General features: G+C 47.6%; 11 protein-coding genes. 7 read left to right on the forward strand and 4 right to left on the reverse strand.

Features of this window, described 5'->3' with window-relative positions; translation table 11 throughout:
• The first annotated feature begins 3 nt into the window (after positions 1-3).
• The 7 genes from Q8L79_RS02380 (at position 4) to gloB (ending at position 9,857) form a co-directional block, all read left to right on the forward strand.
• Positions 4-2,622 (forward strand): MMPL family transporter, encoded by a 2,619-nt coding sequence (locus Q8L79_RS02380; RefSeq protein ID WP_305267688.1) that lies wholly within the window; start codon positions 4-6, stop codon positions 2,620-2,622.
• A gap of 16 nt (positions 2,623-2,638) precedes the next feature.
• A complete protein-coding gene (locus tag Q8L79_RS02385) occupies positions 2,639-4,024 on the forward strand; it encodes an aspartate aminotransferase family protein (protein WP_305267689.1) in 1,386 nt (461 codons plus the stop codon).
• Between the two features lie 165 nt (positions 4,025-4,189).
• Complete coding sequence (locus tag Q8L79_RS02390) at positions 4,190-4,546, forward strand: copper resistance CopC family protein (protein WP_305267691.1); 357 nt, start codon at positions 4,190-4,192, stop codon at positions 4,544-4,546.
• Positions 4,547-4,555: 9 nt separating this feature from the next.
• Positions 4,556-6,193 (forward strand): copper resistance D family protein, encoded by a 1,638-nt coding sequence (locus tag Q8L79_RS02395; RefSeq protein ID WP_305267693.1) that lies wholly within the window; start codon positions 4,556-4,558, stop codon positions 6,191-6,193.
• Position 6,194: 1 nt separating this feature from the next.
• A complete protein-coding gene (gene dxs / locus Q8L79_RS02400) occupies positions 6,195-8,057 on the forward strand; it encodes a 1-deoxy-D-xylulose-5-phosphate synthase (RefSeq protein ID WP_305267695.1) in 1,863 nt (620 codons plus the stop codon).
• Positions 8,058-8,499: 442 nt separating this feature from the next.
• Positions 8,500-8,973, forward strand: coding sequence for a hypothetical protein (locus Q8L79_RS02405; protein ID WP_305267697.1), 474 nt, complete (start codon positions 8,500-8,502; stop codon positions 8,971-8,973).
• 119 nt (positions 8,974-9,092) lie between these two features.
• Positions 9,093-9,857 carry a hydroxyacylglutathione hydrolase gene (gene gloB / locus Q8L79_RS02410; protein ID WP_305267698.1) on the forward strand — a complete coding sequence of 255 codons (765 nt, stop codon included), beginning with the start codon at positions 9,093-9,095 and terminating at the stop codon, positions 9,855-9,857.
• 166 nt (positions 9,858-10,023) lie between these two features.
• On the opposite strand, the gene lysS is transcribed toward gloB, so the two are convergent.
• From lysS to ttcA, 4 genes are all read right to left on the reverse strand, one after another.
• Positions 10,024-11,523, reverse strand: coding sequence for a lysine--tRNA ligase (gene lysS / locus Q8L79_RS02415; RefSeq protein WP_305267700.1), 1,500 nt, complete (start codon positions 11,521-11,523; stop codon positions 10,024-10,026).
• Between the two features lie 32 nt (positions 11,524-11,555).
• Positions 11,556-12,654 (reverse strand): peptide chain release factor 2 gene (gene prfB / locus Q8L79_RS02420; protein ID WP_305267701.1). Its coding sequence is split into 2 segments (ribosomal slippage): positions 11,556-12,578 and positions 12,580-12,654, totalling 1,098 coding nucleotides; the frame shifts between segments, so codons are not numbered across the junction.
• A gap of 145 nt (positions 12,655-12,799) precedes the next feature.
• Positions 12,800-13,540, reverse strand: a complete 741-nt coding sequence (locus Q8L79_RS02425) for an S-adenosyl-l-methionine hydroxide adenosyltransferase family protein (protein WP_305267702.1) — start codon at positions 13,538-13,540, stop codon at positions 12,800-12,802.
• Positions 13,541-13,546: 6 nt separating this feature from the next.
• Complete coding sequence (gene ttcA, locus Q8L79_RS02430; RefSeq protein WP_305267704.1) at positions 13,547-14,401, reverse strand: tRNA 2-thiocytidine(32) synthetase TtcA; 855 nt, start codon at positions 14,399-14,401, stop codon at positions 13,547-13,549.
• Positions 14,402-14,430: the final 29 nt, after the last annotated feature.

Below are 14,430 nucleotides of genomic sequence, written 5' to 3' on the forward strand. Positions count from 1 at the left end.
CGCATGCCATCTTTTTTTAACACCCTTATCGGCTGGTGCGAACGACAAATCATGCGTTGCCCGTGGACGCTATTATTTTTATCGCTGTTGCTGTGCGGCACTACTCTGTACTACACCATCAACAATCTGGAGATCAACACCAACACCGCTGAAATGCTGTCGCCCGACTTGCCTTTTCAGCAAAACCAGGCGCATTTTAATCAGGCATTTCCCGAGGATGCCACTACCATTATTTTTGTAGTTGAAGCCGAAACGCCGGAAGAATCCTCTCAAGCTGCAGGAAAGCTTGTCGAACAGTTAGACAAAGCAGATGAGCGCTTTGATTCTGCCTACATACCCACAGATAATGCTTTTTTCAGACAACAGGCATTACTCTATCTCGATCAAAATGATCTGGATAATTTCGCCCAAAAACTCACTGACGCCCAGCCTTTTATAGGCCATTTGGCTCAGAACTATCATCTTGAAGGCCTATTCGGCATTATCGGCCAAGCGCTTAACCGCCACGATCACGCCTTGCCTATGGATTTGAATCCGATACTTCTTGCCATCGATGACGTCCTAAAAAATCAGTTAATTGGCCAATCGCATTATTTATCTTGGCAAAACATACTGTCCACCGACAACTATAAGGATGCAACCGCACAAACCCAATTTAACCGGACTATTGTCATAGCCAAACCTAGAATGCATTTTAATGAAATGCTACCGGCTGATGTCGCGCTTTCGGCAGCGCGCGAAATCAGTCATGCACTCATGGTGGAAAATCCCTCACTCAGCATTCGCATCACCGGCGAGACCGCACTGGAACATGAAGAACTTGAGAGCGTTACCAAAGGCGCCACATTCTCCGGCTTGTTGTCGCTGGTTTTAGTGTTTGCAATCCAATGGATAGGTCTGCGTTCAATAAGGTTGCTGATTACAACCTATATCGTTCTGGTTATGGGATTGATATTGACAGCCGGGTTCGCCGCTATCACCGTTGGGCATTTAAATGTCATTTCTATTGCTTTTGCCAGTTTATATATCGGACTGGGAGTCGATTACGCGATCCATATTTGCCTGCATTATCGCGAAGGCAAGGCAGACGGCCTATCGAATAGCGAAGCTATCCTGATCAGCATCCGCGATGTAGGCTCTTCATTATTTTTATGTGCTTTGGCCACTGCGATTGGTTTTTTTGCCTTTATACCCACAGATTATGCAGGCGTATCTGAATTGGGTATTATTTCAGGCGGCGGCATCTTTATCGGCCTGATTATTTCGCTAACCGTATTACCTGCCCTGTTCTGCGTTTTTCCTGTCAATAATGTAAAGCCGATACGTTCACCGTTAACCCCGGCGTTTATTATCACTTTCCCGTTTCGCTTTTCAACCGGCATCAAAATCGTTTCCATATTGCTGGGTATCGGTGCCTGTTTTGTATTGACCGACCTTACCTTTGATTACAACCCTATCAACCTCAGAGATCCAAATAGCGAATCGGTCTTAGCCATTAAAGAACTGTTAAAATCCAAAACCGACTCCCCGTTTGCCTTGACCGCCCTGGCAAACAATCTTGAAGCAGCCAACAAAATCACTACCCAACTTAAGCCCCACTCATCTGTACACGAAACTATCACCTTGGCGAGTTTTGTAGCTAAAGATCAGGACGAAAAACTGGAGACGATTGAAGACTTGAATCTGATGCTGGGCGGACAACTTAAAAACTTTGACAGCGTACTCGATACTACCAACCAGCAGGCGGCATTGATTAAGTTCAATGAAGCATTGAAAAAGGCCATTGCCGAAAAATCCCCTAATGTGCCGCAACAAACCTTGCAGCAATTACAACAGCGCATCGAAGCGCTCATGCAACAGGCAGATGCTACTCAAAATCCGGAAATAGGTTACATACAGCTGGAAAAAAACATTTTAGGCTTGCTACCGTTTACCATAGAACGTCTACGCACCAGTCTGACAGCAATACCCTTTGAACTGGACGATTTACCGTCGGACATAAGATCGCACTGGATCAGCGCCACCGGTCTCTATAGAGTACTGATCATGCCTGAAAAAGACCAAAATAGTCCTGAGAATTTAAAAGAATTTGTGACTCAGGTACAAGCCGTTGACAACACAGTTTCCGGCCTGCCGATTATCAATCAGGCGGGAGGCGATGCTATTGTCAAGGCATTTATTAACGCCTTTGGCGGTGCTTTTATTGCCATTGTGGTGTTATTATTGCTAATGTACAGAAGCGTCAGAAAGACCTTACTGGTTGTCATGCCATTATTGCTGGCTGCTTTGCTAACCGGTGCGACTAACGTGTTACTGGATAACCCTTTCAATTTCGCCAATATCATCGCCCTGCCCTTACTGCTGGGCATGGGTATCGACAGCAGTATCCTGATCATGCACAGACACCATTCCAGTTCGGGTGAAGATGAAAATTTGCTGCAAAGCAGCACCACCCGAGGCATTATTTTCAGCTCCGTAACGACCTTGTGCAGCTTTTCCAGCTTGGCCTTCACCGCTCATCAGGGGATGGCAAGCATGGGTTTAGTATTGGCCATAGGCCTTACTTTCACAGTGATGTGTTCTTTAATAGTCCTGCCTGCTTTCAGCGGCAAAAGAATTTAATTTTTTGAGGTATCTAATGTCATTCAGCATCGCCGAACTTTTTTCTCAACACAGTACTGATAAATTTGATCTGCACGAACAACATTTAAACAATCAAATGGTCAGAGTGTTAAAGACCATAGGCTACGATCGCCATTACCAAAAAGCAGTAGGACAATATCTTTATGACCAGGAAGGTACGGAATACCTGGACTTGCTCAGCGGTTTCGGCGTATTTGCGATTGGTCGCAATCATCCAACCGTTATAAGCGCATTGACCGAGACCTTAACACTGGAATTGCCCAATCTGGTACAAATGGATGTGTCGGTACTGAGCGGATTACTGGCACAAGAAATCCTAAAAACCACACCGAACAATCTGAACAAGATGTTCTTTTGCAACTCCGGAACCGAATCCGTAGAAGCGGCGATCAAATTTGCCCGCTATACCACCAAGCGTGAAAAAATCGTCTTTTGTGAACATGGCTATCATGGATTGACCATGGGTTCGCTGTCGTTAAACGGCGAAGAAATCTTCCGCGAGGGTTTTGGCCCACTGCTGCCCGGTTGCAGTGCAGTTCCTTTCAACGACCTTGCCGCACTGGAACAAGCCTTAAGCAACAAAGACGTTGCCGCTTTCGTCGTCGAACCGATTCAAGGCAAAGGCGTCAATGTACCGGATGATAATTATTTGCCGGAAGTGGAACGCTTATGCAAAAAATACGGCACCTTGTTTGTTGCCGATGAAGTTCAAACGGGCTTGGGACGCACCGGAAAGTTCTGGGCAATCGATCACTGGAACGTTAAACCGGATATGATTTGCATGGCCAAAGCCCTATCAGGTGGCTTTGTTCCAATCGGTGCGGTGGCCATGACTCAAAAAATCATGGATACTGTTTATAATCGTATGGATCGCGCTGTCGTGCATGGCTCGACCTTCTCCAAAAACAACATGGCGATGGCTGCGGGCCTCGCCACGCTACATGTTATGGAAGATGAAAAACTGGTGGAAAACAGCATGAAAGTCGGTACCGACATTATCGACAGCCTGAACGCCATGGCCGGTAAATATGAGTTCCTGAAAGAAGCGCGCGGCAAAGGCATGATGATTGCGATTGAATTCCAATCCCCCAAAAGCCTAAAACTGAAAGCGGCCTGGGCGATGCTGGAAGCCGCCAATAAAGGTTTGTTCTGTCAGATGATCACCATTCCTTTATTTAAAGAACACCACATATTAACGCAAGTTGCAGGTCACGGCATGAACGTGGTTAAACTATTGCCCCCGCTAAATTTAACGCAAAAAGACCGCGACACTATAGTCAACTCATTTGATAAAGCTATAGCCGATACCCATCAAATTCCCGGTTCCATCTGGGATTTAGGTAAAAATCTGGCGGGACATGCCTTGAAGGGCAAAAAATAGTAAACGTTAGATAAATAGAACGCGAATGCTAAAAATAGGCATCATTTAGGCCACGCAGATGAATATGATAAGCACGGATAATTAAAAAAATCTTATTCAATCATAGTTATTAGCGTTCTATTATTGATAGTCTGCATCTGCAAATAGTTAGAAACTGGAAAAGCAATGAAAAAAATCATTCCAATATGTTTATTTTTTATAACTTTGTGCCATGCACATTGGGCCGCCGCTCATGCGGTGATAACTGAGTATTCGCTAAAAATCACGCCCATTTATGCCAATAGCCCGGCAAACGTCGAACTATCGTTTAATTCCCATATAGAACTGGGTTTGTCGCAAATTTTCCTGGTCAGCAAAGGCGACAAACATCAACTATTAACAGCCGTCAATGGCAGCAAACAAGGTCAAGTTATTATCCGCGTTCCGCCATTGGAGTCCGGCGATTATGCCCTTAGATTTAAAGTCTTCGCTGCTGACGGTCATTTAACCGAAGACGTTATTCATTTTTCCGTTTCCAAATAGGAGTTAGCAATGGCCGGCATAGCTGATTTTCTTGATTCTCTTATTGGCGGGTTTGACCTGATTTGTTATTCATTAACAATCGGCGGCCTGTTCTGGGGGCTTTTTGTGTTACGTCCATGGCATCATCAAGACGGATACTCGGCAGTATTACTGCAAAAAACCATTTCCCTTCTTTATAAAGGCGGTTTTTGGCTGGCTGCGGCCCAGCTTTTCAAAATCATACTTAAAGTTTGGTTAATGACCGCCGTACTTGAGCGCTGGCCTTTTCCCGAGTTCGCCGGTACGACCCAATTCATAGGCGGCATCATACGTACGATACTGACTGTGGTTTTGGCGGGTTACTGCTATCAATACCTCAGCAAAAATCCTTTTTCAAAACAGCACTGGATCACCGCCGGCATTGTCGCCTTGCCGATGATTATTTCAGGCGCTTGGCTGGTACATGGCGCCGGACGTTTTGAAAATCAGTTTATATTAATGTCGCTGACGGTTATCCATCAACTGGCAGCAGCCGCCTGGATCGGAGGCGTTTTTCAGCTGGTTAATCTTTGGCTGTTACGCAGCAACAAGCAGATTTCTGCCGGATTATGGCCTTTATTGCTTAAGCGTTTCTCTACGTTCGGCATAGCCTCAGTTGCGATGATCCTGGTCTCGGGCTTGCCCATTGCGCTGCAATATATTGATACCTGGAACGGCCTGATCGGTACCGGTTACGGCAATTTATTGATGGTAAAAATCACTTTACTGGCTATCGCTCTGGGATTTGCCTGGTTAAATAAATCCGCCGTTGCGGAATTCGGATTTTCCGGCAACAATCACGCCTTAAATAACCGAGTCCCTTATTACGTTGAAGCGGAAACTTTTGTCCTGATCACCCTCTTATTTACCGCCGCCAGCCTGGCTTCCCAGCCTCCGGCTATCGATATTCCGGGCCTGACGGCAAGCTGGCAGGAAGTTCTAAACACCTTTAGCCCTCAGATCCCAAGAACCAGCTCGCCCACGCATACCGATTTAATCGCAGGGGAAGCGGGCCGCGTTGCCATCGTCGGCCAAGTGCCTTCCCTGGCGGCAACCGAATGGTCGAACTACAACCATAACATTGCCGGCATTTTCCTGACCGTGATGAGCTTCTTTGCGATGCTATCCTATATACAAAAACCTGGCTTTGAGAAATTCAAATACTGGCCGTTGGGCTTTGTCGGACTGGGTATCTTTCTGTTTTTCCGTAGCGATGCAGAAACCTGGCCTTTGGGACCGATAGGCTTCTGGGAAAGCACTTTTAATAACGGCGAAGTGTTGCAGCACCGGATTGCAACTTTACTGGTGTTTGTTCTTGGCGTTATGGAGCTCAGCGCCAGAATAACCAAAAATCCGAACAGCAAACTCCCTTTTGTTTTTCCGTTGCTGGCAGCTTTTGGCGGTTTAATGCTGCTTACCCATTCACATGTCGGCTTTCAAGCCAAAAGTGCTTTTCTTATCCAGGTCGGCCACACCACAATGGGGATTTTCTCTCTCATTCTGGCATGCGGTCGCTGGCTGGAATTGAAATTAGACAGACCGGGTAAAGATATTGCCGGTTTTATTTCTGTTGCCGCCCTGTTTCAGATTGGCATCATCCTGATGTTCTATCGAGAACCCCTTTACTAATATGAATACAATACATAACTACCCACTGCTCAAAGATATCAACACACCGGCTGATGTGCGCAAACTGTCGAAAAACCAGCTTAAACCTTTAGCACAAGAACTACGCGATTTTTTAACTCATACCGTTAGCATTTCCGGCGGTCACTTTTCCGCAGGATTAGGCACGGTTGAGTTAACGGTAGCCTTGCATTACGTGTTCGACACGCCATCCGACCAGCTGGTTTGGGATGTGGGTCATCAGGCTTATCCGCACAAGATCCTGACCGGACGCAAAGACCGGATGACTACTATTCGCACCAAGGACGGCGTATCGGCGTTTCCTAATCGGGCCGAGAGCGAATACGATGCTTTCGGCGTCGGCCATTCCAGCACTTCGATCAGCGCAGCCTTAGGCATGGCAATTGCCTCGGAGTTAAAAGGCGAAGACAAAAAAATGGTCGCGATTATCGGCGACGGCAGTATCACCGGCGGCATGGCGTTTGAAGCAATGAATCATGCGGGCGCCCTGGATGCCAATCTGCTGGTGATTCTGAACGATAACGATATGTCGATCTCGCCGCCAGTCGGCGCGATGAATAATTACCTGACCAAGATTTTATCCAGCAAATTTTATTCCTCAATGCGCGAAGGCAGTAAAAAAGCCTTAAGCAGCATGCCCAGCGTCTGGGAACTGGCTCGCCGCACCGAAGAACATATGAAAGGCATGGTAGTACCGGGCACCCTGTTTGAGGAACTAGGCTTTAATTATATCGGCCCGATTGACGGGCATGACATAGACATGCTGGTATCGACTCTGGAAAACCTGAAGCATATTACCGGACCGCGCTTTTTGCATATCGTTACCCAAAAAGGCAAAGGTTACCCGCCTGCCGAAAAAGATCCGTTAGCTTATCATGGCGTGCCGGCTTTCGATCCCAGCAAAGACTGCCTGCCCAAATCCGCGCCCTCCCCACATCCGACTTACACGGAAGTGTTTGGCGAATGGCTCTGCGACATGGCGGCAAAAGACGAGCGCTTATTGGGCATTACTCCCGCGATGCGCGAGGGTTCCGGACTGGTCAAGTTTTCGGAATGTTACCCAAGACGTTATTTCGATGTTGCCATTGCCGAACAACACGCAGTGACGTTAGCCGCAGGACAGGCTTGCCAAGGCGCAAAACCCGTAGTGGCTATTTATTCCACGTTCTTGCAACGGGCTTACGACCAGATGATTCATGACGTCGCCATCCAGAATCTGGATGTGTTGTTTGCGCTGGATCGTGCCGGTTTAGTCGGCCCTGACGGCCCGACCCATGCCGGCAGTTTTGATTACAGCTACATGCGTTGCATTCCCAACATGCTGGTAATGGCACCTGCCGATGAAAACGAATGCAGACAAATGCTCTATACCGGCTTTATGCATGAAGGCCCGGCGTCCGTGCGTTATCCGCGCGGCAAAGGCCCCGGTGTTGCGGTCAATAAAACCATGGCCTTATTGCCGCTAGGCAAAGCCGAAGTTCGTCATCAAGGTAGCCGTATTGCTATTCTGGCTTGGGGCAGCATGGTAACTCCGTCTATGGAAGTGGGCAAACAGCTGGGCGCAACCGTAGTCAACATGCGTTTCGTCAAACCTATCGATACCGAACTGGTGCTTGAATTAGCCAAGAGTCATGAAGTACTGATCACCGTCGAAGAAAACGTACTCGCAGGTGGCGCAGGCAGCGCTGTCAACGACTTCCTGCAAGCGCAACAAATCCTGATGCCGGTGCTAAATATCGGCCTGCCGGACAGTTTTGTCGAGCAAGGTACAAGAGAAGAATTGCTGGCACTGTGCGGCCTGGATATACAGGGGATTCTTGCTAAGGTTGAAAAATTTTGCGCGTAGAGATGTTGCAAGAGTAACTATAATTTTTCATCACGAAGAACACGAATAAAAAAATCTGTAGATTGGGCATGCTTTTTATGCCCAACATTTCCAATGTTTCAATGTGACAGCTAATCTAGAGCATTTCTCCGTTAGTCAAAAGCATCGCCTGAGCTGTTAAAATAATTCAGGCACTCGTCAGAGTGAAACTGATCCCTAATTTGGCCGATAGGACAGATCAAGAATGGTGCCAACAGCATTATGTCAGGGGCGAGTTGTGTCGACGGCAGCGGAGTGCCGTGTTTTGCTGTTTGTCGGCGTTGAAAATGAGGAAAAACCAAGGTCAGGTTTTTCAACTTGCAAAAAATGGAAAAGAGGTGGGGCTGCACAATGCAAGACCTAACACCTTTTTTCCAATCTTTTCGATAATCCAAAACAAACCTTTCGAAGGCGAGGTTCTTAAATGAATAGAATAATTGACGGCATCGACGCCATCTCAACAGCAAGCCATCTAAATGGTCATGTTGAGTGTCAGACGCCGGGCGGATGGGAGGGCTGGCTTCAAGTGGAACTTCACCGTTGGCTATTGCAGCAGCCTTCGCCCGTAAACATCGGTCGAGAGGTTCATTGTTATACAGCACCTAACGCCGCTCAAAAGTGCGACCTAACCTTGGGAAATATGGTTGTTGAGCTCAAGGCAATGGGACTCAGTCGGCCATCGGCTGCTTTTGTGACACTGGTAATCAATGATAAAGCAAAAATCCTCCAAGGACGTGTGATGCCTTATACCACCGCCGGACTAGCTGTAGTAATTCCGAATATCCCGAACAACATTGGGCTGGGCATCCAGTGTGCGACAGCTAGGAATAACGTGAACATTGCAAGCGGAATTTCGGTGCCGACGACCTGCGGATGTTATCAGATCTACATATTTTGATTATTGAACAATTTATATCTGGAATAGAGAAAACTATAAATGAATATGATGAAATTCTATTTTAATCAAATATGGAACGCATTGCATATCTTATTTGGCTCACGAGGACTTAAATAATTATGCTAACCCCCCTGACACTCCCCGTCTTAAACGATAATTACATTTATCTGATTCACGACCCTGTATCGGGTGAAACTGCCGCTGTAGATCCCGCTGTTGCAGGGACAGTTCTGGATGCTTTGGATCAAAAAGGCTGGCAGTTAACCACCATCTTGAATACCCATCACCATTCGGATCATGTTGGCGGCAATCTGGAGCTGAAACAAAAAACCGGCTGCACCATTATTGCGCCCCTTTCAGATCAAAATCGAATTCCCGGCATTGATCGCGGCATTGTTGACGGCGATGTGATAACGCTCGGCAAGCATACCGCCAAGGTCATCTCGACTCCGGGACATACCAGCGGCCATGTTGTTTATCATTTTGCCGACGACAATACGCTGTTTTGCGGGGACACGTTGTTTGTCATGGGCTGCGGTCGGTTGTTTGAAGGCACTGCGGAACAGATGTGGCATTCGTTACAAAAATTGAAAGCATTGCCTGCATCGACTCGAATCTATTGCGCCCATGAATACACACAAGCTAATGGCCGGTTTGCTTTAACGGTAGAGCCTGATAACCGGCAGTTACAGCAAAGAATGGATGTCATCAATCAGCTGAGGGCAAACCACTTGCCGACGGTGCCGTCGACGATAGAGCAGGAACTGGCGACTAACCCGTTTTTCAGGGAAGATAGTTTGGCCTTGCAGGAAACTATTAAGATGGTGAACAAAAAACCGGTGGAGGTTTTTGCGGAAATCAGGCGGTTGAAAGACAATTTTTAACCGAAATCATAAAGATGCACCACGAACAACTGCATGGATGCAGAAGGTAGAGCACCAACAGTAGGCGCTTTAGGCGACGCAGGAGCGGTTGCCGAGGCACGAAGAACACGAAGCTTATATTTTTCCTTCGTGCTCTTCGTGCCTTCGTGGTGAATTAATCAGTTCATTAACCCTTAGGCCGCATATGCGGAAACAACAGCACATCGCGTATTGAAGGCGCATCGGCGAACAGCATGACCAGACGGTCGATGCCTATGCCCTCGCCTGCCGTTGGCGGCATGCCGTGCTCCAGCGCGACGATATAGTCCGCGTCAAAGTGCATGGCTTCATCATCACCGGCCTCTTTTTCTTCGACCTGTTTTTGGAAACGCGCCGCCTGATCTTCGGCATCATTCAACTCGGTAAAGCCGTTGGCAATTTCCCGTCCGCCGACAAAAAACTCAAAGCGATCCGTGACATGCGGATTATCATCATTGCGTCTCGCCAGCGGTGAAACTTCAACCGGGTAAGCTGTGATAAAAGTCGGATTCATCAACCGGCTTTCCACGGTTTTTTCGAATATCTCGATCTGTATCTTGCCCAAACCGTAACCGTCCTTGACCGGAAGATTCAGCTTTTTAGCCACTTCAACAGCAGCTTCACGCGTGGCGATATTTTCCGCCGTTAAATCCGGATTAAAATGCAGAATCGAATCGAACACGGTCATACGGTCAAACGGCTTGCCGAAATCGTATTGCTCGCCTTGATAGGTAATCTCTGTTTGCCCTAACACTTCAACCGCGACACCGCGCAACATGGCTTCGGTTAAATCCATTAAATCATGATATTCCGCGTAAGCCTGATAAAACTCCAGCATGGTGAATTCGGGGTTATGACGCGTCGATAAACCTTCATTGCGGAAGTTACGGTTGATTTCAAACACCCGCTCAAAACCGCCCACTACCAGACGCTTTAAATACAACTCCGGTGCGATACGCAGATAGAGTTCCATGTCTAACGCATTATGAAAGGTGGTAAAAGGACGCGCCGTTGCCCCGCCTGGAATCATCTGCATCATCGGCGTTTCAACTTCAAGGAAATCGCGCTCGATCAGGAACTGGCGGATATAAGCCACCACCTTGGAACGGATCAAAAAGGTATTGCGCGATTGCTCGCTCATAATCAAATCCAGATAACGCTGACGGTATTTGATTTCCTGATCGGCAATGCCGTGAAATTTTTCAGGTAATGGCCGCAAGGCTTTGGTAAGCAAACGAATATCGTCAATTTTGACGCTGAGTTCGCCGGTCTGGGTTTTAAATAGTACGCCTTCCGCGCCGACGATATCGCCAATATCCCACTTTTTAAACTGCTCGTTGTAAAAGCTTTCGGGTAGCGCATCGCGAGTCACATAAAGCTGTATTTGGCCGGACATGTCTTGAATATGCGCAAAACTCGCTTTACCCATTACCCGGCGGGTCATCATCCGCCCAGCCAGTTTTACCCGCAACGGTTCCGCTTCAAGCTCTTCCTTGGATTTTTCTCCGTATTCGGCCAACAGTTCACCTGCAACCACATTACGGCGAAAATCGGTAGGGAAAGCAATGCCGCCATTTTCGCGCAACTCATTCAATTTGCTGCGGCGTTGCCTGATTTGTTCTTGTTCGTCGTGCTCGATTTCTGACATTTTATTTGTTAACTCTTTAGTTTTAATAATTTTTATAAGCCACTCTTCAAGCTGGCTTCAATAAACTGATCCAGATCGCCATCCAGAACCGCTTGGGTGTTGCCTGTTTCTACATTGGTGCGCAAATCCTTAATCCGCGACTGATCCAACACATAGGAACGAATCTGGCTGCCCCAGCCTATATCCGACTTGGTATCTTCCAGTGCCTGAGCCGTTTCACTACGCTTGCGCATTTCCAGCTCGTACAATTTGGCTTTCAATTGCTTCATCGCGGTATCGCGGTTCTTATGCTGCGAACGGTCGCTCTGGCATTGCACGACAATTCCGGTCGGGTTGTGGGTCATACGCACGGCCGACTCGGTTTTGTTGATATGCTGACCACCCGCGCCGCTGGCTCGGTAAACATCGACCCGTATATCGGCGGGATTGATGTCTATGTCTATATCGTCGTCAATTTCCGGCGATACGAACACCGACGCAAACGAGGTATGGCGGCGATTGCCCGAATCGAACGGCGATTTTCTGACCAAGCGATGTACGCCGGTTTCGGTGCGCAGCCAGCCGAACGCATATTCGCCTTCAAATTTGATCGTGGCGCTTTTGATCCCGGCCACGTCGCCTTGCGACTCTTCAATCAACTCGGTTTTAAAGCCTTTACGCTCGCCCCAGCGCAAGTACATGCGCTCGATGATCGATGCCCAATCCTGAGCCTCGGTGCCGCCGGAGCCTGACTGTATATCCAAAAAGGCATTATTGGCATCCATTTGCCCGGAGAACATGCGTCGAAATTCCAGATCTGCGACTCTTTTTTCAAAGTGCGCCAGATCATCGACGACGGTTTCAACCGTTTCTTCATCATCTTCTTCGACCGCCATCAGCAGCAGTTCTTCCGCATCGGCAAGGCCGCGTTCCAGATCATTAATGGTGTTAACGATGACTTCCAGCTGGCCGCGCTCTTTACCCAAGGCCTGCGCTTCTTCAGGCTTATCCCAGATTTTCGGGTTTTCCAGCTCTCTTAAAACTTCGACTAAACGTTCGCTCTTGACGTCGAAGTCAAAGATACCTCCTAAGGGCATCGCCACGGCTTTTTAAGTCAGCTATTTTGTTTTTGATCGGATTTATTTCTTGCATGGGGTGTATTTAACCAATGACAGTCGAGACCTAACGCAGGTAAAGCGCCGGTCGATGAAAACTTTAAACAACGGGTGATTATAAACTATAAGCGGGAAGCTGTTCATCCCAAGTTGCCGGCTTAAGACCATTGGGACAGCAACTTTTAGCTATCACTCGACTGAAAACTGATCTCCATTCCCAATGTCAGGCCCAGTTGCTGTTGTGCATGGCCTTTATTGACCGCAATTTCGACCAGACCGCTGGAATTTTTATACCAGAAAGCCTGTTGTTCTTCGACATCGCCGAAAGTATCGGCCTGTTTAATCGCAATACCGTGAATATTTAAAATCTTGCCTGCTAATTTTTCGTGATACCGCAAGCCGGTCATTGCATTGCCGTAATAATCGAAATAGATCACTGCCTCCAAGTCTTGAGGCCAATCGCTTAAATCATTTCGGTCAAAGGGTTGCAATAAATCACCGGCTGAATTGATGGCCAGCCTTGCGGCAACGGGGGCGAATATATCCCTGCCGTGAAAGCTCATTGAGCAATGTTCAGACTTCCAGATAATTTCCGACCATTGCGTATCTTGAGCCTGAACGGCGACAGTATTCAACAAGCCGTTATCCGGCCCGACAAACCTTTGTCCGTCAGCTTGTAAAACAACGGCTCTGCGCTCACCGCCAACGCCTGGATCAACCACGGCCAGAAAAATACCGTTTACAGGAAAGCTGTACCGCAATGCGGCCAATAAATAGGAACTTAAACGGGGATTAGCTGTCGGGGCGTTACTCAGCAGATTAATAACAGGGACATTGGGCGCTGCAAGCCGCAACACCGATTCCATTTGCCCGATGTAAGGACCTGACGGCCCAAAATCGGTAAAAAGAACGATGCTTGTCATCGCCTGTTATTGCGCCAACACATCCAAACCGGCATTAAATGTCATAACCTGCTCTTCGGCTTGTTGACTCCGCATTAATCCGGCAAAATCGAATAACTGCGTATCGGCCAACTGCGAAGGCGCGACATTTTTCAAGCTGGTAAAAATGGTTTCCAAGCGGCCCGGAAACTGTTTATCCCATGTTTTTAACATGACTTTCATGGCTTGGCGCTGCAGATTTTCCTGGGAACCGCACAAGTTGCACGGAATAATCGGGTAATTTTTAAATACGGCCAAGCGCTCTATGTCTTTTTCACGGGTGTACGCTAAGGGTCTGATGATAATATTTTTCTTATCGTCGCTTAACAACTTGGGCGGCATGGCTTTTAATTTACCCCCGTAAAAAATATTCAGGAAAAAGGTTTCAAGAATATCGTCGCGATGATGGCCCAAGGCTATTTTGGTAACATTATTGGCTTCGGCATAACCGTATAAAGTACCGCGCCGCAAACGCGAACACAATCCGCAAGTGGTGTTGCCTTCCGGAATAACCCGCTTTACCACGCTGTAGGTATCTTTTTCGATAATATGGTATGGCACATCCAACGATGCCAGATACTCCGGCAAGACATGTTCTGGAAAGCCGGGTTGCTTCTGATCCAGATTGACCGCGATCAGTTCAAACTCAACCGGTGCGGTTTTTTGCAAGTGCATCAGGATGTCCAGCAGGGTGAAGGAATCCTTGCCGCCGGATAAGCACACCATGACCTTGTCGCCGTTTTCGATCATGTTGTAGTCGGCAATCGCATCGCCGACCGTGTGCCGCAAATGTTTTTGTAGTTTGTTAAACTGGATTCTGGATTTTTGGTTTGGATCTGACATGGTCAGAGATATGAAGTATTTGAGAGAAA

The organism is Methylobacter sp. (genome assembly GCF_030680395.1).
Classification (GTDB): domain Bacteria; phylum Pseudomonadota; class Gammaproteobacteria; order Methylococcales; family Methylomonadaceae; genus Methylobacter_A.